18 protein-coding genes are annotated in these 16,815 nt (G+C 69.4%); 8 read left to right on the forward strand and 10 right to left on the reverse strand.

Features of this window, described 5'->3' with window-relative positions; all coding sequences use genetic code 11:
- Positions 1–126 precede the first annotated feature (126 nt).
- Positions 127–1,101, reverse strand: a complete 975-nt coding sequence (locus GVY64_RS08745) for a GlxA family transcriptional regulator (RefSeq protein WP_159840100.1) — start codon at positions 1,099–1,101, stop codon at positions 127–129.
- 150 nt (positions 1,102–1,251) lie between these two features.
- On the opposite strand from GVY64_RS08745, the gene GVY64_RS08750 reads away from it, so the two are divergent.
- The 4 genes from GVY64_RS08750 to GVY64_RS08765 all read left to right on the forward strand — a co-directional run bounded on the left by GVY64_RS08750 (position 1,252) and on the right by GVY64_RS08765 (position 3,759).
- On the forward strand, positions 1,252–1,677 hold the full coding sequence (locus GVY64_RS08750; RefSeq protein WP_159840348.1) for a VOC family protein: 426 nt from the start codon (positions 1,252–1,254) through the stop codon (positions 1,675–1,677).
- A 110-nt stretch (positions 1,678–1,787) separates the two neighbouring features.
- The gene (locus GVY64_RS08755; protein WP_159840101.1) at positions 1,788–2,264 is read left to right on the forward strand and encodes a hypothetical protein; all 477 of its coding nucleotides are present in this window, start codon (positions 1,788–1,790) and stop codon (positions 2,262–2,264) included.
- Positions 2,265–2,519: 255 nt separating this feature from the next.
- On the forward strand, positions 2,520–2,957 hold the full coding sequence (locus tag GVY64_RS08760) for an ATP-binding protein (protein WP_159840102.1): 438 nt from the start codon (positions 2,520–2,522) through the stop codon (positions 2,955–2,957).
- Positions 2,950–3,759, forward strand: coding sequence for an RNA polymerase sigma factor SigF (locus tag GVY64_RS08765; protein WP_159840103.1), 810 nt, complete (start codon positions 2,950–2,952; stop codon positions 3,757–3,759). The genes GVY64_RS08760 and GVY64_RS08765 overlap by 8 nt, the downstream gene beginning before the upstream one ends.
- Positions 3,760–3,774: 15 nt before the next feature.
- Here the strand turns inward: GVY64_RS08765 and GVY64_RS08770 are convergent, their stop codons facing one another.
- On the reverse strand, positions 3,775–4,269 hold the full coding sequence (locus tag GVY64_RS08770) for a MarR family winged helix-turn-helix transcriptional regulator (protein WP_159840104.1): 495 nt from the start codon (positions 4,267–4,269) through the stop codon (positions 3,775–3,777).
- An 87-nt stretch (positions 4,270–4,356) separates the two neighbouring features.
- On the opposite strand from GVY64_RS08770, the gene GVY64_RS08775 reads away from it, so the two are divergent.
- A complete protein-coding gene (locus GVY64_RS08775) occupies positions 4,357–6,471 on the forward strand; it encodes an MMPL family transporter (RefSeq protein WP_236566710.1) in 2,115 nt (704 codons plus the stop codon).
- Here GVY64_RS08775 and GVY64_RS08780 read toward each other — a convergent pair.
- From GVY64_RS08780 to GVY64_RS08810, 7 genes are all read right to left on the reverse strand, one after another.
- On the reverse strand, positions 6,432–7,259 hold the full coding sequence (locus tag GVY64_RS08780) for a sterol desaturase family protein (RefSeq protein WP_159840105.1): 828 nt from the start codon (positions 7,257–7,259) through the stop codon (positions 6,432–6,434). The genes GVY64_RS08775 and GVY64_RS08780 overlap by 40 nt on opposite strands.
- Before the next feature lie 3 nt (positions 7,260–7,262).
- Complete coding sequence (locus tag GVY64_RS08785; protein WP_159840106.1) at positions 7,263–7,976, reverse strand: FadR/GntR family transcriptional regulator; 714 nt, start codon at positions 7,974–7,976, stop codon at positions 7,263–7,265.
- 186 nt (positions 7,977–8,162) lie between these two features.
- On the reverse strand, positions 8,163–8,336 hold the full coding sequence (locus GVY64_RS08790; RefSeq protein WP_159840107.1) for a CsbD family protein: 174 nt from the start codon (positions 8,334–8,336) through the stop codon (positions 8,163–8,165).
- Positions 8,337–8,539: 203 nt separating this feature from the next.
- On the reverse strand, positions 8,540–9,349 hold the full coding sequence (locus GVY64_RS08795) for a hypothetical protein (protein WP_159840108.1): 810 nt from the start codon (positions 9,347–9,349) through the stop codon (positions 8,540–8,542).
- Positions 9,350–9,664: 315 nt separating this feature from the next.
- Positions 9,665–10,960 (reverse strand): bifunctional o-acetylhomoserine/o-acetylserine sulfhydrylase, encoded by a 1,296-nt coding sequence (locus GVY64_RS08800; protein WP_159840109.1) that lies wholly within the window; start codon positions 10,958–10,960, stop codon positions 9,665–9,667.
- Positions 10,961–11,007: 47 nt separating this feature from the next.
- On the reverse strand, positions 11,008–11,523 hold the full coding sequence (locus tag GVY64_RS08805) for an OsmC family protein (RefSeq protein WP_159840110.1): 516 nt from the start codon (positions 11,521–11,523) through the stop codon (positions 11,008–11,010).
- Positions 11,524–11,614: 91 nt separating this feature from the next.
- The gene (locus tag GVY64_RS08810; protein WP_236566711.1) at positions 11,615–12,760 is read right to left on the reverse strand and encodes an AI-2E family transporter; all 1,146 of its coding nucleotides are present in this window, start codon (positions 12,758–12,760) and stop codon (positions 11,615–11,617) included.
- Positions 12,761–12,891: 131 nt separating this feature from the next.
- Here GVY64_RS08810 and GVY64_RS08815 point away from each other — a divergent pair, with 131 nt between their 5' ends.
- Positions 12,892–14,361: an SDR family oxidoreductase gene (locus GVY64_RS08815; RefSeq protein ID WP_159840112.1), complete on the forward strand. Its 1,470-nt coding sequence runs from the start codon at positions 12,892–12,894 to the stop codon at positions 14,359–14,361.
- A gap of 104 nt (positions 14,362–14,465) precedes the next feature.
- On the forward strand, positions 14,466–15,791 hold the full coding sequence (locus tag GVY64_RS08820; protein ID WP_236566712.1) for a vWA domain-containing protein: 1,326 nt from the start codon (positions 14,466–14,468) through the stop codon (positions 15,789–15,791).
- Between the two features lie 92 nt (positions 15,792–15,883).
- Here the strand turns inward: GVY64_RS08820 and GVY64_RS08825 are convergent, their stop codons facing one another.
- A complete protein-coding gene (locus tag GVY64_RS08825; protein WP_039796837.1) occupies positions 15,884–16,159 on the reverse strand; it encodes a hypothetical protein in 276 nt (91 codons plus the stop codon).
- 316 nt (positions 16,160–16,475) lie between these two features.
- Between GVY64_RS08825 and GVY64_RS08830 the strand changes: the two genes are divergently transcribed.
- On the forward strand, positions 16,476–16,769 hold the full coding sequence (locus tag GVY64_RS08830; protein WP_040865713.1) for a hypothetical protein: 294 nt from the start codon (positions 16,476–16,478) through the stop codon (positions 16,767–16,769).
- Positions 16,770–16,815: the final 46 nt, after the last annotated feature.

Raw genomic sequence — 16,815 nt, forward strand, 5'->3', positions numbered from 1 at the left:
CGTCGCCGGAGGATGCGCCGCCGGGACGAGCACGATCAGCCAGGCGCGGTGATCGACCGGCGCCCGAAACGGCCCGCGGCGGCGTACAGCGCCTCCGCTTCGGGTGCCGCGAGGGCGATCGAGGACTCAGTACGACAGGCGCGTCATGCGGATTTCGGAGATCGACATGCCGCGTCGGCGGCGGAACAAACCGCGCAGGGTCCCGGCGTTGAGATAGCCCACCTTGGCGGCCACCGCGTCCACCGTGAGCGAAGTGGTGCGCAGCAGATGCACGGCGCGTTCCAGGCGGATGTCGTGCACGAATTCGGTGGGGGACATACCGAGTTCGGCGTGTGTGGCCCGCTGCAGGCTGCGTTCGGTGACGCCGATGGCGCGGGCGGCCTGGGCGATCCGGAAATTGTCGCCGAGGTGCGCGCGGACCCAGCGTTCGAAGGCGGCGGTGACCGAATCGCCCCGGGCGATGATCTCGGGAACGATGAACTCGCGTTGCGGTCGTCCCGCGCCGACGGCGAGGTAGCGCATGGCGCGCTCGGCCAGCGCCGGGCTCTTCGTGGCGATCAGCGACAGGGCCAGGTCCATGTGCGACAGCGCCGCGCCCGCGGTGCTGACGCCACGGCCGCGGCACAGCGTGCGGCCCTCATCGAGGTCGACCCGCGGATAACGGCGCCGGAAGCTGGGGCCGAGCCACCAGCTCGTGGTGGCGGGGGAGCCGTCCAGCACGCCCGCCTCGGCCAGGAAGAACGTTCCGGTGCACGCGCCGGCGAGATGAGCTCCCCGGTCGCGGGCCGCGATCAGCCGGTCCAGTACGGGACGGCTGGCCGGGGCGGAGACGAGGTCGACCAGCGCCGCGGCCTCCAGGACGTTCACCGCGGGCACGATCATCAGCTCGAAGTCGTCGCCGAGCTCGTCGAGCGGGATGGTCGGCACGGTGTTGCCGTGGCCCGACCGCACCGTGGCGCCGAACGACGCGCTGCGCACTCGCCACGGCTCCGGTGAGCCGGGGAGTTCGGCGCGCACGGCATTGGCGGTGTTGAAGGTCTCGAGCAGAGCGGCGTAACCGAAGTCGGCTACGCCGTCCACGACGAAGACGACGACGTCCATGTCGGAAACGGTACCGAAGATGTCGTTCACGACACTCGGTTCCGGCGCGATTCTGTCCTACCGTCATCGCCAGACGGCTCGCGACCGGCAGTACCGCCCGGCGAGCCGATCGAGCCCGCCGTACCTTGTCTGCTGGGAGTTCGCGTGACCATGATCGAAACGACCGGAACCCACCACATCCGGTTGACGGTGACCGACATCGCTCGGTCTCGTGCCTTCTACCGAGACGTACTCGGTTTCCCGATCGCCGCCGAATCCCCCGGCAGCCCGGACGATCCGGCGGTGCGCACCGATCCGATGCGGCTGTTCGGTGGCGTGGTGTTCCAGGCCAACGGCATGCTGCTGGGCCTGCGGCCGGTGGCCGACCCGACCGACCGATTCGATTCGGAACGGGTGGGTCTGGACCATCTCAGCTTCACCGTTCCCGCGCGGGACGATCTGGTGGCCGCCGCCGCTCGCCTGTCCGAGGCAGGCATCGAACACGGCGAGATCACCGAGATGGCGGATTTCGGGATCGCGATCCTGTCGTTCTCCGACCCCGACGGCATCCATCTCGAACTGACTGCGCCCCTGTGAGTTTGCGCGCGCCGACAGCGGGCATGCCGGATCCGGAATGAACGCTGTCCTGATGAAGGCTTGGACGACCGGCCGCGCGATCGGTGCGGTCGTGCCGGGGAGGTAGGCCGATGCTGGTCCAGCGTGCTCGACCGCGGAAGCTGTCCGAGAACGCGGCGTTGCCGAGTCCGAGCGCTCTGCTGTGCGCGCTGGGCGGGCAGCACGTGCAGGGCCCGGTCGGCCGGTGGGCGCGCGAGTTGACCGAACTGCACCGCCAGTGCCGCGACGACGCGCGCGACGAGGTCGAGATCCGGCGACGCCGTGCCGAGTTGGTCGACCGGATCGACACGTGGGCGACGTTGCACCTGCCGCGCGCCGCGCCGGGCGTCCGGCTGCACGACGCCAGCCTGGGCGAGGTGATCGACGGGATGGCGGCGGTCGCGGAAGAAGCGTTCTATCTGCTGATGAACGACGACCCGAGCGGCGAGCGCATGCATGCGGCCTGGACCCGGCTGGCCGAACTGGAGATCGCGTACACCGATCTGGTGCGTGCGGTCGAGGACGGCCGCCGTCGTCTCCCGGCGAAACGGACAACGGGGACGGAATGATCTTCGAACGAATCGTCGGCGGCGCGGCGGGCATCCGTGCCGCGCTGCGCAGGACGTGGCCACCGAGTCGGTCGAACGCGCTGGTCATCGTCGTCGACGGTGGTCGGGCGACCCGCGGGTTCTGGCGCGGCGGGCCTGCTCGGCGCGCCGCCGCTGGTGACGACGCGCGTGTTGTGCCGTGGTCGATCGAAGCCCGTGGACGAGAGGGCGTAGGCTTGGCGCTCCGACGGACGGCGCGACTTCTGGGAGCTGTGCATGAGCAAGGGTGAGGGGACTCCTCCCGCGACGACGCGGACCGGCACGATCAGCGTGCGGGTGCCCGCGACGTCCGAACAGCTGGCGATGTTGCGTGCCTTGGCCGAGACGGTCATGCTCATGGCCGATTTCGGCATCGATGAGGTGACCGACATCCGGCTGGCGCTCGACGAGGTGGCCAGCGCGCTGGTGCTGGACGCGGTGGACGGGGCGGAACTGGAGTGCGCCTTCGGTTTCGAGGACGACGCGGTGGACGTGCGGGTCTCCACCGTCACTGTGTCGGACACCAGCCCGGACGAGTCCGGCTTCGGCTGGCACATCGTGGCGACGCTGACGGATTCGGTCTCGGCGTCGCGCGGCGCGCACGACTCCGCCGCGGGCGGCTACCCCACTGTCGTCGACTTCCGTTGGGTGCGCGGCGGCTCGAATAATGAGTAGCGAGCCGAATCAGGTCGATGCCAAGCGCAAGTCGCGGGGCGACAGCTACGACAACATCGAGCCGCTCTTCGCCGCGCTGGCCGCGCTGGCTCCCGACGATCCGCGCCGCGAGGCAGTGCGCGCCGAGTTGATCGAGCGCTGTCTCCCGCTGGCCGAACACATCGCCCGCAAGTTCAGCGGGCGCGGCGAGAGCTTCGAGGACCTGCTGCAGATCGCCCGGGTGGGTATGCTCGCCGCCGTCGACCGTTTCGATCCGGGACACGGCGCGACCTTCCTCTCGTTCGCCGTGCCGACGATCATGGGCGAAGTGCGCAGGCATTTCCGCGATTACGCGTGGTCGGTGCGAGTGCCACGGCGGCTCAAGGAGATTCAGTCCACCATCGGCCCGACCGTGGAGATCCTCTCGCAACGGCTCGGCCGGATGCCGCGGGCGCGGGAGATCGCCGAGGAACTGGGCGCGGACCTCAACGAGGTGACCCAGGCGCTCATCGCCCGCAACGCCTACCAGACCTCTTCCATCGACGCCGCCTCCGACACCGACGACGCGGAATCCGGCGGTCCCTCGCTGCTGGACTCGCTGGGCGCCGAGGACCCGGACTTCAGCACCGTGGAGAACTATCTGGCGGTGAAGCCGCTGCTGGCCGCGCTGCCCGAACGTGAGAAGCAGGTGCTGGTGATGCGCTTCTTCGACTCGATGTCCCAGGAGCAGATCGCCCAGCGGATCGGCTGTTCGCAGATGCAGGTCTCGCGGATTCTGTCGAAGACCTTGAAATCGCTGCGCGAGCAGGCCCTGCGGGACTGAGCCGCGGGCCGGGGTTCACTCGGCGGTCAGCTCGTCGTGGTACTCGCGCATCGCCTGGACGACCGCGACCAGGACGCGGTGCGCGCCGCGTAGGTCCGCGTCGGCCAGATCGGCCATCGCGGCGCGGGTCCGTCGCCCGAGCGGTGTGAAGAAGCCGCGTGCCACGTCCATGCCGTGCTCGTCGTAGTGCAGGATGACCCGCCTGCGATCGGCCGGGTCGGCGGCGCGGCGCAGGTGGCCTGATTCGATCATGCGCTCGACCAGATAGGTCACCGCGGACGACGAGATCCCCATCAGTTTGCCGAGGCCGCCCGCGGTCAGCGGCGCACCCTCCAACTCGGCGGTCGCGACGTGCATCAGTGCGCGGAAATCGTTGGCGCGCAGGTCGTTGGTGCGCGCGAATACCTGCCCGATCTGCTCGGAGATCGCGGTGAGGGCGCGGATGTCGGCGGCGATGTCGGTTTCCAGTCCGTCACGCTCCGGCCCGTCGGCGTTCGGCTCCTCGGTCAACGGCGCATCCTTTTCCACACGGGGGATCAGCGTAGTTCAGCAGGTGTCTCAATTGCTTAATATTTCAATTTCTGAGAGAGTTGCGGTGTGAGCGCTTGGGATCGCTATGCGTCGGTGGTGACCGCCCGGACCTCGTGGGTGCTGCTGCTGGTCCTCGCCGCGGCCTCGATAGGCCTGATCGGTGCGGTGGGTGAGAACGAGTCCGCCGGGCAGGCCCCGACCGCGCTGCCGTCTTCGGCGGAGTCGGCGAGGGTCGAACAGGCGCTGGAAGAGTTCCCCGACGCGGGGACGGCCGCGGCCATCGTCGTCGTCACGCGCGCCGATGGCGGCGACCTGACCGACGACGACCGGAACGCCACCGCCGAAGCTGTGGCCCGTGCGGCGGGCCGAGCGCCGGGGCCGGGCGACCTGATCGCGGCGCCGGACCGGAAGGCGGCGATCGGGCAGGTGCCCGTGAACGCCGATCTGAGCGGATTCGCGCTCACCGACCGCATCGGAGACATCCGCGCCGCCGCGCGCGACGGCTTGCCCGCCGCACTCGTCCTGCAGGTCACCGGCGGCCCGGCCTTCGGGGCCGACATCGCCGACTCGTTCTCCGGCGCCAATGTCACGCTGCTCGCGGTGACCGCGGTGGTCGTCGCGGTGCTGCTGATCGCGACGTACCGGTCCCCGGTGCTGTGGCTGGTGCCGCTCGCGGTGGTCGGCGCGGCCGACCGGGTGGCCACCAGTGCCGGAACCGCGCTGGCGCGCGTGACCGAACTCAGCTTCGACGGATCCACCTCCGGCGTCACGAGCGTGCTCGTGTTCGGCGCGGGCACCAACTACGCGCTGCTGCTGGTGTCGCGCTACCGCGACGAACTGCACCGGGAACCGGACCACCGCGCGGCGTTGCGGCAGGCGGTGCGGCGCGCCGGCCCCGCGATCCTGGCCAGCAACGTGACGGTGGTTGCCGCGCTGCTCGTGTTGCTGCTCGCCTCGGTGCCGAGCACGCGCAGCCTGGGGGTGATGGCCGCGCTCGGCTTGCTGGTGGCGGTGGTGTTCGTCCTGCTCGCGCTGCCCGCCGCGCTCGCGTTGTGCGGGCGCAAGGTGTTCTGGCCCTTCGTGCCGCAGGCCGACGACCGTGACACGGCCGACGAGGGGATCTGGCACGCGATCGCCGCGCGGGTGGTGCGCAGGCCCGCCCTGGTGGCGGGAAGCGCGATCGCGGTGCTGGCGGTCTGCGCGACCGGCTTGTTGACGACGCAGGTCGGGCTGTCGCAGACCGAGCAGTTCCGGGTCCGCGCGGAATCGGTGGAGGGATTCGACGCTCTGGCTCAGCATTTCCCGTCCGGCGCTTCCGATCCCGCGATCATCCTCGCACGCAGCGAGGCGGCGGCGGGCGTCGAGGAGGCGTTCCGGCGCACCGAGGGTGTGGTGCTGACCTCGCGGACGGGCACCTCGCCGACCGGGCTGACCCGGTGGTCGGTGGTGATCGACGCACCGCCCTCCTCCGCGCGCGCCTTCGACACCATCGAGGCGCTGCGGGCGGCGGTCGCGCCGGTGCCGGGAGCCGACGCGATGGTGGGCGGGACCGATGCCCAGGCGCTGGACGTCCAGACCGCCGCGAGCCGGGACCGCAAGGTGGTCATCCCGCTCATCCTCGTCGTCGTGCTGGTAGTGCTGCTCGCACTGCTGCGCGCGGTGCCCGCCGCGCTGCTGCTGGTGGCGGTCACGGTGTTGAGCGCGCTGGCCGCGCTGGGGCTGGGCAGCTGGATGAGCGAGCACGTCTTCGGCTTCCCTGCGCTGGACATCAGCGTGCCGCTGTTCGCCTTCCTGTTCCTCGTCGCACTCGGCGTGGACTACACGATCTTCCTCGTCACCAGGGCTCGCGAGGAGACGCCGCGGCACGGCACCACGCACGGCATGGCGCGGGCGGTCTCGGTGACCGGCGCGGTGATCACCAGCGCGGGCATCGTGCTGGCGGCGGTGTTCTGCGTGCTCGGCGTGCTTCCGCTGATCACCCTCACCCAGGTCGGCATCGTGGTCGGCCTCGGCATCCTGCTCGACACCTTCGTGGTGCGCACGGTGGTGATCCCGGCGCTGTTCAGCCTGATCGGGCGCGGGATCTGGTGGCCGAGCGAACTGCGGCTGGTCGAGGAGGACGGCGCTGCTCCGGGCGCGGATCAGTCGGTCGGCGACCAGCCGGGGCCGCGGAACAAGTAGCCGCCCTTGGCGCGCCAGGAGGTCGCGCCGCGCAGGTCGCGCCAGATCGAGATCCACTCGTGGGTGGCGACCCTGGCCGGGTTGAACGTCGCGATGTTCTTGGTGAGCCCGTAGCGGACGCGTTCGGTCTCCGGCTCGAACGTGCCGAACAGCCGATCCCAGACGATCAGGATGCCGCCGTAGTTCTTGTCCAGGTAACGATCGTTGGAGCCGTGGTGCACCCGGTGATGGGAGGGCGTGTTGAACACGAATTCCACCGGTCGCCAGAGTGTCCCCACCCGTTCGGTGTGGATGAAGAACTGGTAGAGCAGGCTTACGGACTGCTGCAGCAGGATCATCCAGGGCGGGAAGCCTGCCAGTGCCAACGGCAGCCAGTAGGGCAGCGAGCTGAACGGGGTCCACGGTTGGCGCAGGGCCGTGGAGAGGTTGTAGAACTCGCTGGAATGGTGCACCACGTGGCTGGCCCAGAACACGCGCACGGTGTGGTGGGTGCGGTGATACCAGTAATAGGCGATCTCGTCGGCGAAGAACAGCGCGATCCAGGTGAGCGGCTGGTCGGCCGGGAGATGGACCGGCGCGGCCAGATACGCCGCGGCGTACACCGCGACGACGACGAGTTTCCAGCCGAGGTTCACCACCACATTGCCCAGCCCCATGAGCACGCTGGTGCGGGCGTCACGGAACTGGTAGCCGAGCTGGTCGTCGTCGGGCAGCAAGTGGAAGGAGGCGGCTTCCAGTGCCAGGCAGAGCACGAAAACCGGTATGGCATGGGCGATCAGGTCGAACAAAGGTCAATCTTCCGGTACTGCTTGGGCATCGACCAGGCGGGTGAGCAGGGCATAGGCGGTGTCGTAGGCCGCGGCGGCGTCGCGGCGGGCGATGCACGCCGCCAGGGTGCGGTGCGCGCCCGGATCGATGTACTCCTTGTTCAGGCCCAGTTCGGCGATGACCTCCATGCCGATCCCGAAATAGCCTGCGACCAGCGTGTTCAACGCCAGCCGGTAGGCGAGGTTGCCCGAGCCGTCGAGAATGGCCACCCAAAAGGCCAAGTCGGCCTCCACCACGGCGCCGAACGGCGCGGTCGCGTCCGGATAGGCCGCGGCGGCGCGCCGCACCGCCGCCAGTTGCTCGGCGTCGGCGTGCTCGGCGCACAACCGGGCCGCGTCGGCGGCGACGGACCTCCGCATCACCGCGATGTCGCGCAGAATCCGTTGCGCAGGTACCGCGCCCGAACGAGTGACCGCGGTCAGGATGTCCAAGCCCGCGTGTGAGCGCCAGTCGAGCACCCGGGTCTTGCCGCCCGGCGTGACGCGCACCAGCCCGCTCTGTTGCACCCGCTTGAGCGCCTCGCGCACGGCGTGGCGGTTCACCTGGAACATCTCGGCCAGTTCTCGCTCCGAGGGGAGCGTCGCCTCGGGGGCGATCCGTCCGCTCAGGATCGCGTCGATGATCTGGCCGAAGACGACATCGGAGACGGCGGTGCGGGCGACCGCGGCGAATTCCATGCGACCGAGTGTGACGCACCGAGGTCAACAGGTCAACTGGTTGGACCAGTTGGTCGCAAGAAGCGGCGGATGACCGCTCGGTGCGGCCATCCGCCCTGCTCGAGCCGTCGCTACGGCCGTGGGGGACGCTTACGTCGGGTGGCGCCCGCTTTCATGTAGTCCACGACCGCGCCCGCCGGACGGTGGTCAGTGCCGGAAGGCGTCCTTGACCTTCTCGCCGGCGTCCTTCAGGTCGGACTTGACCTTGTCGGTGCGGCCCTCGTCGCGCTTCCCCCGGTCGCCCGCGGCCTCGCCGAACTTCTCTTTGGCCTGTCCGGCGACCTTTTCGGCCTTGTTCTTCGCCTTGTCGACTGTGCTCATGTCACAACCTCCTTGTGAAGAGACCGGCCGACCATCTTCAGCCGGTCTTCTACGCGATAGCCCGTTATCGGGAGGCCAAACGTCCCGCATTTCCGAACAAAGCAGAAGACCCGGCCGAAACCGGGTCTTCGCGAAATTCGTGCGTATCGAAAACGACGAGTTCACGCGGTGTCTTCCACCGCGGAACCCACCGGGAAAGCGGATTACGAGGCAGGAACCGTGGGCGGCGTGAGAAGGCCCTGAAGCACACCGACACCCGCGCCGACAGCCGCGCCGACGGCGATGGCAGGGGAGGCCACGAACCCGTAACCGATGGCGGCACCGAGAGCCATGACGGCCACCGTCCCGGTCGGGAACATCGGCAGGCCCGCGATGGCGCCGCAGACCGCGCCGATGACGGCTCCGATGGAGGCGACCGGCGAGGCCACCATACTGCCCACCGAGGCGCCGATGGCGGTGGAACCGAGGAGGTCGGCGGCGATCCGGTCGGAGCGCGAGGGCTCGAAGCCCGCCGAATCCAAGGTCTGCGCGAGACTCGCTTCCGGACCCGCGATCGCGTCGTTGAAGATCTTGCCCTGCTCGGGCGTCAGGAAGTCCGGCCTGCCGATCACCACCGAACCCACGCGCAGCGTGCCGGGCGGCGCCTCGATCGGCGCGACCCCGGGAGCCGGGGCGGCGGGGTTGGGCAGATGCAGCCGCTGCGGGACGATGGGGGCGAGCACGTTCGAGTCCGGCATCGGCCGGTTGGTGCTCAAGTCGTTGCGGCCTGCGGAGACCGGAGGCGGCGCGACCTCGGGCGGAACGATGTCGTCCACGGGATCGGCCGCCGGAGCGAGGACGCCGACGGCGGGCGTCGGGGCGAACGGGATCTGGACGGAGATCTCCGGCAGCAGCGGGTCGGCGGTGGCGGTCGCGGCGCCGACCACGGACAACGGGATGGCGCTCGCGACGACCAGAGTGGCGGCGCGGCGTAAGAAGGGGTGTGCTGGAGTTTCGGGTACCGCTATGTCCATGGACTTACCCACCTCATTCTGAAGAGGACATATACCTACCTTTCTAGTTCGGTTCAAAAAGCCTTACGGATGCGCGAAACTTCGATTTCTTTTCCGATTGTGAGGAACCGCGCGCGTGCCAGTCGAATCCACGCCGCAGGGGCGAATAGTCGTGCGCCGGTGGGTAACCGATGACCACCGTCGGCGCGTCCCTATTTGCCAACGGAAATCATGGAAAACCGCTTCGAAACGGGTTGTCGCTCTGCTGGGCCGCGCTCGATCCGGATCGCGGACAGGCAAAACGCCCCGGGGCACACCGCCCCGGGGCGCGCAGCGTCAGGAAGCCGCCGCGAAACCCGCGCGCAGATCGGCGAGGATGTCGTCGATGCCTTCGATGCCGACGGCGAGCCGGACCAGGCCGGGCGTGACGCCCGCGGCCAGTTGCTCTTCCGGTGTCAGCTGCGAATGGGTGGTGGATGCCGGGTGGATCACCAGCGAGCGCACGTCGCCGATGTTGGCGACATGACTGTGCAGCCGCAGCGCCTCGACGAACCGCTTGCCCGCGTCCACGCCACCGGCCAGCTCGAAGCCGATCACCGCGCCGGTGCCCTTCGGCGCGAGGGCGCGGCCCCGCTCGTACCACGGCGAGGACGGCAGGCCCGCGTAGGACACCGAGGTGACTTCCGAACGCGTGGTGAGGAATTCGGCCACCGCCTGCGCGTTCTGCACATGCCGCTCGACCCGCAGGCTCAGCGTCTCCAGGCCCTGGCTGATCAGGAACGCGTTGAACGGCGAGACCGCAGAGCCGAGATCGCGCAGCAGTTGCACGCGCGCCTTGAGCGCGTAGGCGGGCGCGCCGAGTTCGGCGTACACGACACCGTGGTAGCTCGGGTCGGGTTCGGTGAAGCCAGGGAACCGGCCGCCGGTCCAGTCGAACTTGCCGCCGTCCACGATCACGCCCGCGATGGCCGCGCCGTGTCCGCCGAGGTACTTGGTGGCCGAGTGCACGACGATGTCGGCGCCGTGGGCCAGCGGCTGGATCAGGTACGGCGTGGCGACGGTGTTGTCCACGATCAGCGGAACACCGTGGTCGTGCGCGACGCCCGCGATCCCCGGGATGTCGAGGATGTGGTTCTGCGGGTTGGAGACCGTTTCACCGTAGAGCGCCTTGGTGTTCGGGCGGATGGCCGCCTTCCACTGCTCGAGGTCGTCGGGGTCCTCGACGAAGGAGACCTCGATGCCGAGCTTGGGCAGCGAGTAGTGGAAGAGGTTGTAGGTGCCGCCGTAGAGCCGGGGGCTGGAGACGATGTGGTCGCCGGCGCCTGCGATGTTGAGGATCGCGAAGGTCTCCGCGGCCTGCCCGGAGGCGAGCAGCAGAGCGGCGACGCCGCCTTCCAGCGCGGCGATGCGCTGCTCCACCGCGTCCTGGGTCGGGTTCATGATCCGGGTGTAGATGTTGCCGGGCTCGGCCAGACCGAACAGCGCCGCCGCGTGCGCGGTGTCGCGGAAGGTGTAGGAGGTGGTCTGGTAGATCGGCAGCGCGCGGGCGTTGGTGGTGCCGTCCGGAATCTGTCCGACGTGGATCTGCTTCGTCTCGAAGCTCCAGTCCTGGGACAGGTCGGGTTCGGTCATCGGGGTGGTCCTCCTTGGGCGATGGGTCGATCGGGTTGCGACGGCGGCTATTCGGTGATCAGGGTGGTCTCGACCGGAGTACGCCCGGTGGTGAGATCGAGCACGGGGCAGTGCGCGTCGACGGCCTGCTGCAATTCGGCATAGCGCTGTTCGGTGTCGGGTCCGCCGATGCGAACGGTCACCCGCACCGCCTGGAAACCGGCGCGGACGTTGTCATCCAAGCCGAAGAACCCGCGCACGTCGAGATCGCCCTCGGCGCTCACCGACAATTCGTCGACGGTGATGCCGAGGCGCTGGGCCCAGAACCGATAGGTCACCACCTGACAGGCGATGAGCGACGCCAGGTACACCTCGACCGGGTTGGGCGCGGTGTCCGCGCCGCCGAGCGCGGGCGGCTCGTCCACGCGCACGGTGTGCCTGCCGAGGGTGATCGCGCTGCCCACCGCCCCCTCCGGGGTGCCGGAGGCACGGAACACCACCAGTGCGTTCGCCGGGTCGTCCGCGACGGCGCGGGCCGTCGCGTCGGCGATGTCGTCGAGCGGGGCGCCCACATCAGTTGTCATGTCCACTGACGCTAGGAACCCGGGCGGGCGACGGCGATAGTTACATTCGGACTGAGTGCAACGATGGCGCGCGGCTTCTCGTGCGCCGCGGTCAGTCCGCGGGCTCCGGCTCGCTGTCCGGTTCCGGCGGCGGCGCGGTGGCCGCATCGATCTGCTCGCCGACATATCGCAGGACGACCGCGACCATCGCGACCACGGGGACGGCCAGGAACGCGCCGACGATCCCGTACAGCGAGCCGCCCGCGGTGACCGCCAGCAGCACGATGACCGCGTGCAGTTGCATGCTGCGGCTCTGCAACACCGGTTGCAGCACATTGCCCTCGAGCTGCTGCACGGCGATGACGATGCCGAGCACGATCAGCGCGGTCACGAAGCCCTTGCCCACCAGAGCGACCAGCACCGCGAGCGCACCCGCGACGAACGCGCCGACCATCGGGACGAACCCGCCGAGGAAGGTGATCACCGCCAGGACCAGCGCCAGCGGAACCCCGAGGATGACCAGGCCCGCGCCGATGCACACCGCGTCGACGAGGCTGACCAGCGCCTGGGTGCGGATGAACCCGCCGAGCACGACCCAGACCCGGTTGAGCACCTCCTCGAGGTGCCTGCCGCTGCGGCTGCCGGAGACGCTGTGCAACCACGGCAGAAAACGCGGGCCGTCCTTGACGAAGAAGAAGGTCAACACGAGCACCAGGAACAGGGTGACCAGCACCGACGTCGCGGTGGTGACGCCGCTGAACACTCCGGTCGCGATCTGCTCCGAACTGGACTGCAGCTTGGAGACGATCGCGTCCACGGCCGAATCCAATTGCTCGTCACGGATTCTCAGCGGCGGACCCTGCAACCAGTCGCGCACCTGGTTGACGCCCGCGCTGGACTTGTCGGCCAGTTCCGGGGCCTGGTCCACGACCGAGGGCACGATCAGCGCGATGATACCGGCCAGCACACCGATGAATCCGAGCACCGCGAGCGCGGCGGCCGCGGCGGGCGGCAGCCCGCGGGCGGTGAGCCAGCGCACGGGCGGCCACAGCACGGTGGCGACGACGATCGCCAGCGCCACCGGCAGGATCACCACCCACAGCCGGGCGACCAGGAATCCGAGCACCCACGCGCCCGCCGCGATCGCGACGATGCACACCGCCCACTTGGCCAGCCAGACCAGGCCCGCACCGATGATGTCGCCGCGATCCCGCGGTGCTGGCTTGTCCGGTCCGTGGCTTTTGCTACGTTCGCTCACGGGCCCAGTCTGGCACGAGGACGCCCGATCGATCAGAGCTCGCGGCGGTCCGCGCGAGCGCGCGCACGCCGGGAACGCGCGCTGTTTGACCGTGCGGCCCCGGGTCATCACCTCAGCAAGTCATCGGAAGGATGGTTGCCGTGCGGTGTGTGGTGTTCGGCGCGACCGGCTACATCGGCGGACGACTGGTGCCCGAACTGCTGCGCGCCGGTCACACGGTGCGCGTGCTGGCTCGCACCCCGGGCAAGCTCGCCGAGGCGCCGTGGCGCGATCGCGTCGAGGTGCTGGCCGGCGACGTGACCTCCGCCGCCGACGTGCGCGCCGCACTGACCGGGCAGGACGTGCTGTACTACCTGGTCCACTCCTTGACGCGGGCCGACTTCGACACCGTGGACCGGGAAGCCGCCACGTTGGTCGCGGCCGAGGCGGCGGACGCCGGGCTGACCAGAATCGTCTACTTGGGCGGCATCGTCCCGGATGCCCAGCGACTGTCGCGGCACCTGGCCTCGCGCGCCGAGGTCGGCGACATCCTCGGGGCGGGCGCGGTGCCCGTGCTGGTGCTGCGGGCCGCGGTGATCATCGGTTCCGGCTCGGCCAGTTTCGAGATGCTGCGCTACCTGACCGAGCGGCTGCCGATGATGGTCACTCCGCGCTGGGTGCACAACCGAATCCAGCCGATCGCGGTGCGTGACGTGCTGTATTACCTGACCGAGGCGGCCTCGCTGCCCGACGGCGCGGGCGGCGCCTTCGATATCGGCGGTCCGGACGTGCTGACCTATGCGCAGATGATGCGCGGCTACGCCGAAGTGGCGCAGCTGCCGCGTCGGCTGATCGTGCCGGTGCCGGTGCTGACGCCGTGGTTGTCGGCGCAATGGGTGAATCTGGTGACGCCGGTGCCGCGTTCGATCGCCGTGCCGCTGATGGAATCGCTGATCAACGACGTGGTCTGTCACGACCACGCGATCGCCGACCTCATCCCGGACCCGCCGGGCGGACCGACCGGTTACCGCCGGGCGGTGACGCTGGCGCTGCAGAAGATTCGCGACCTGGACGTGCCGACCAGGTGGTCGGACGCCCATCCGCCGGGCGCGCCGTCGGATCCGCTGCCCACCGACCCGGAGTGGTCGGGCGGCTCGCTGTACCGGGATGTGCGGGAACGGCACACCGACGCCGACCCCGCGACGCTGTGGCGGGTGATCGAGGCGATCGGGGGTGAGCACGGCTGGTATTCGTTCCCGCTGGCCTGGTCGCTGCGCGGCTGGATAGACCGGCTGGCGGGGGGCGTCGGTCTCGGCCGCGGGCGGCGTGACCCGCACCGGTTGCACGAGGGCGAGGCGCTGGATTGGTGGCGGGTGGAGCGGTTGGAGCGGCCTCGGATGCTGCGGTTGCGCGCGGAGATGCGGGTGCCGGGCCGGGCCTGGCTGGAGCTCGCGGTCGAGCCGGACGGCCCCGGCGCCACCTATCGGCAATGCGCGTTGTTCGAGCCGCACGGGCTGGCCGGGCACCTGTACTGGAAGTCGATCGCGCCGTTCCACGCCGCTATCTTCGGCGGGATGGCGCGCAACATCACCGGCGCCGCGGAAGCGGTCCGCGCGCGCTGACGCGGTCCGGTCGCCCGCGCTTCGGCTATCCGGCTCGCATCCTCGGACGATATCGCGCGGCGAACGTTCCGCATCCGACCGGCGCCCGACTTACGCTGATCCCGGTGGCGGTTTCGGAGCGACGACGGCTGGGAGTCTCGGTGGGCGCGGCATTGGTCAAAGGTCAGAACGCGGCGTTGGACGTGCCGCGCGTGCTGGTGTCGGTGCGCGCCGAGGCCGCGGTGGACGTGTCGGCACTGTTGGTGACCGAGGCCGGTCGCGTGCGATCGGACGCGGACTTCGTGTTCTTCAACCAGCCCAGCGCTCCCGGTGTGTCGCTGGAACGAGGAACGCCCGGCGCACTGTCGGTTTCGCTCGCCGACCTGCCCGCGGACATCGCGCAACTGCGGGCCGTGCTGACCCTCGACGATCCGGCCGAGACCTTCGGCCGGAGCGCGCCTCCCGTCGCCACGGTGGCCGATGCGGCCGGAAATGTGCTGTACGAGTACCGCATCGAGGGTTTGGGCAGCGAAACCGTGGTGATCGCGCTGGAGCTGTACCGCCGCCAGGGCGGATGGAAGGTGCGCGCGGTCGGGCAAGGTTATGCGGGCGGATTCGCCGCACTGGTCACCGATCACGGCGTGAGCGTGGACGAGGAGCCGTCCCCGGCGGTCGCGTCCGTGCAACCAGCCGCGCCGGACCCGTCCGCGCGGGTGGTCCCGGACGTCTTCACCGTTCCCGGCGAGGCGAAGCTCTCCTTCGACAAGCGCGCGACGCTGGATCTGCGCAAGCGCGAGGTCGCGAAAGTCCTCATCGGCAAGGACGCTTTCGGCATCCGCGCCCGCGTCGTCCTGGTCGTCGACAAGACGGGCAGCATGCAGCGGCAGTATCGCGACCATGTGGTGCATCGCGTCGTGCAGCGCATGATCCCCGTGGCCACGCAACTCGACGACGACGGGACTCTGGAGGCGTACCTCTACGCCGTCTCCTTCGCCAAGCTGCCCGACATCGCCGTCGAGCACGGCGACGAGTGGGCTCGCACCTATCTGCATCTCGGCGGAACCCACGGGGGCATCGACTACGACCGGCTCGGTGGCCGCAACGACGAGCTGCCGGTCATGCGCGACATCATCGGCTCGTTGCGCCCGGACGGCCGCCCCACCCTTGTGCTGTTCTTCACCGACGGCGGCTTCGCCAAGAAGCGCGAGATCGCGGCACTCATGCGCGAAGCCGCGCTGCTGCCTGCCTTCTGGCAGTTCGTCGGCCTCGGCCGGGCCAACTACGGTCTGCTGCGGAGCCTGGACGAGCTGTCCGGCCGTGCGGTGGACAACGCGGGGTTCTTCGCACTCGACGACATCGATCAGGTCGACGACGCGCAGCTCTACGCCCGATTGCTCGGCGAGTTCCCCGACTGGTTGCGCGCCGCGCGGAACGCGGGCATCCTGCGCTGACCCGCGTGTCGGGGCTCGCGCGAAGCCACCTTGCCCACGGAGAATCCCGTCTGTCATAGCGAAATGCTATGACGAGTGATGTCCGCTGCGGATCAGCCGATGACGGCGTTCATGATGGTGCCGGCGCTGGTGGCGATCACCCCGCCGATCATGGCTCCGGCCACCATCTTCGGCGACTCGAGCCCGCCGCCGGTCCACTTCTCCCAGGCGAAGCGGCCACCGGCGTAGATGATGCCGCAGATGCCCGACAGGAGTACGAACCACGTCAGGTAGCGGACCAGTTGGAGGAACTTGTCGGAGATCGGCGGTGCTTCTGGAGTGGGATTGCCGATCTGCGCCAAGGTGTCGTAAGCGGCGGCCAGGATCATCGTCGTTCGCTCATTCTGGATTCGGGACAGGGGCAAGTGATTCGCTGAGAAGATCGTATCCGTTCGCTCGCCGCGATGCAGTCACCTCCGTGCAGCGCAGGGAAGTTCGTGTTTCCGGTGTGCTCGCCGGGGTAGCCCGATCCCGGGTCCGCCCGCCCGTGCCGCCGTGGGCGGCGGAGGTTCCGCGTAGTGCGCCCACCATGGCGCGCTCCGTGCCCGTATCCTGGTCCGTGGCCGAATTCATCGGTGGTCGAACAGCTTTCGTAAAGGCGCTGGTCGGCGGCAGAGTTGTATTCGAGCGTAGAGGGAGTAGACGGTGAGCATCATTCTGGCGTCGGTCGGCGATTCGTTCACGACGTTGGCGCAGATCGGCAATCCGACCCCGGAGGCGCCGCCCCTGGCGGACAAGCTCTTACAGTTCGTGCGGTACCTCACCTGGTTCGCGCTCGCGTCGGGCATCGTCAGCATCATCTACGCGGGCGGCAGATTCGCCTGGGAGAAGTGGAGCGGCGGCGGCTTGCAGTCGCCGAAGATGATCGCGGGCGCGATGCTCGGCGGGGTGGTCGCCACCAGCGCGGGCACCATCATGAACACCGTTCTGGAGTTCTGACCGCGGCGCGATCCTCCGGCGTGTCGTCGCCGCGACCGTGTGCATG

The sequence above is a fragment of the Nocardia sp. CY41 genome, assembly GCF_009829325.1.
In the GTDB taxonomy this organism is placed as follows: domain Bacteria; phylum Actinomycetota; class Actinomycetes; order Mycobacteriales; family Mycobacteriaceae; genus Nocardia.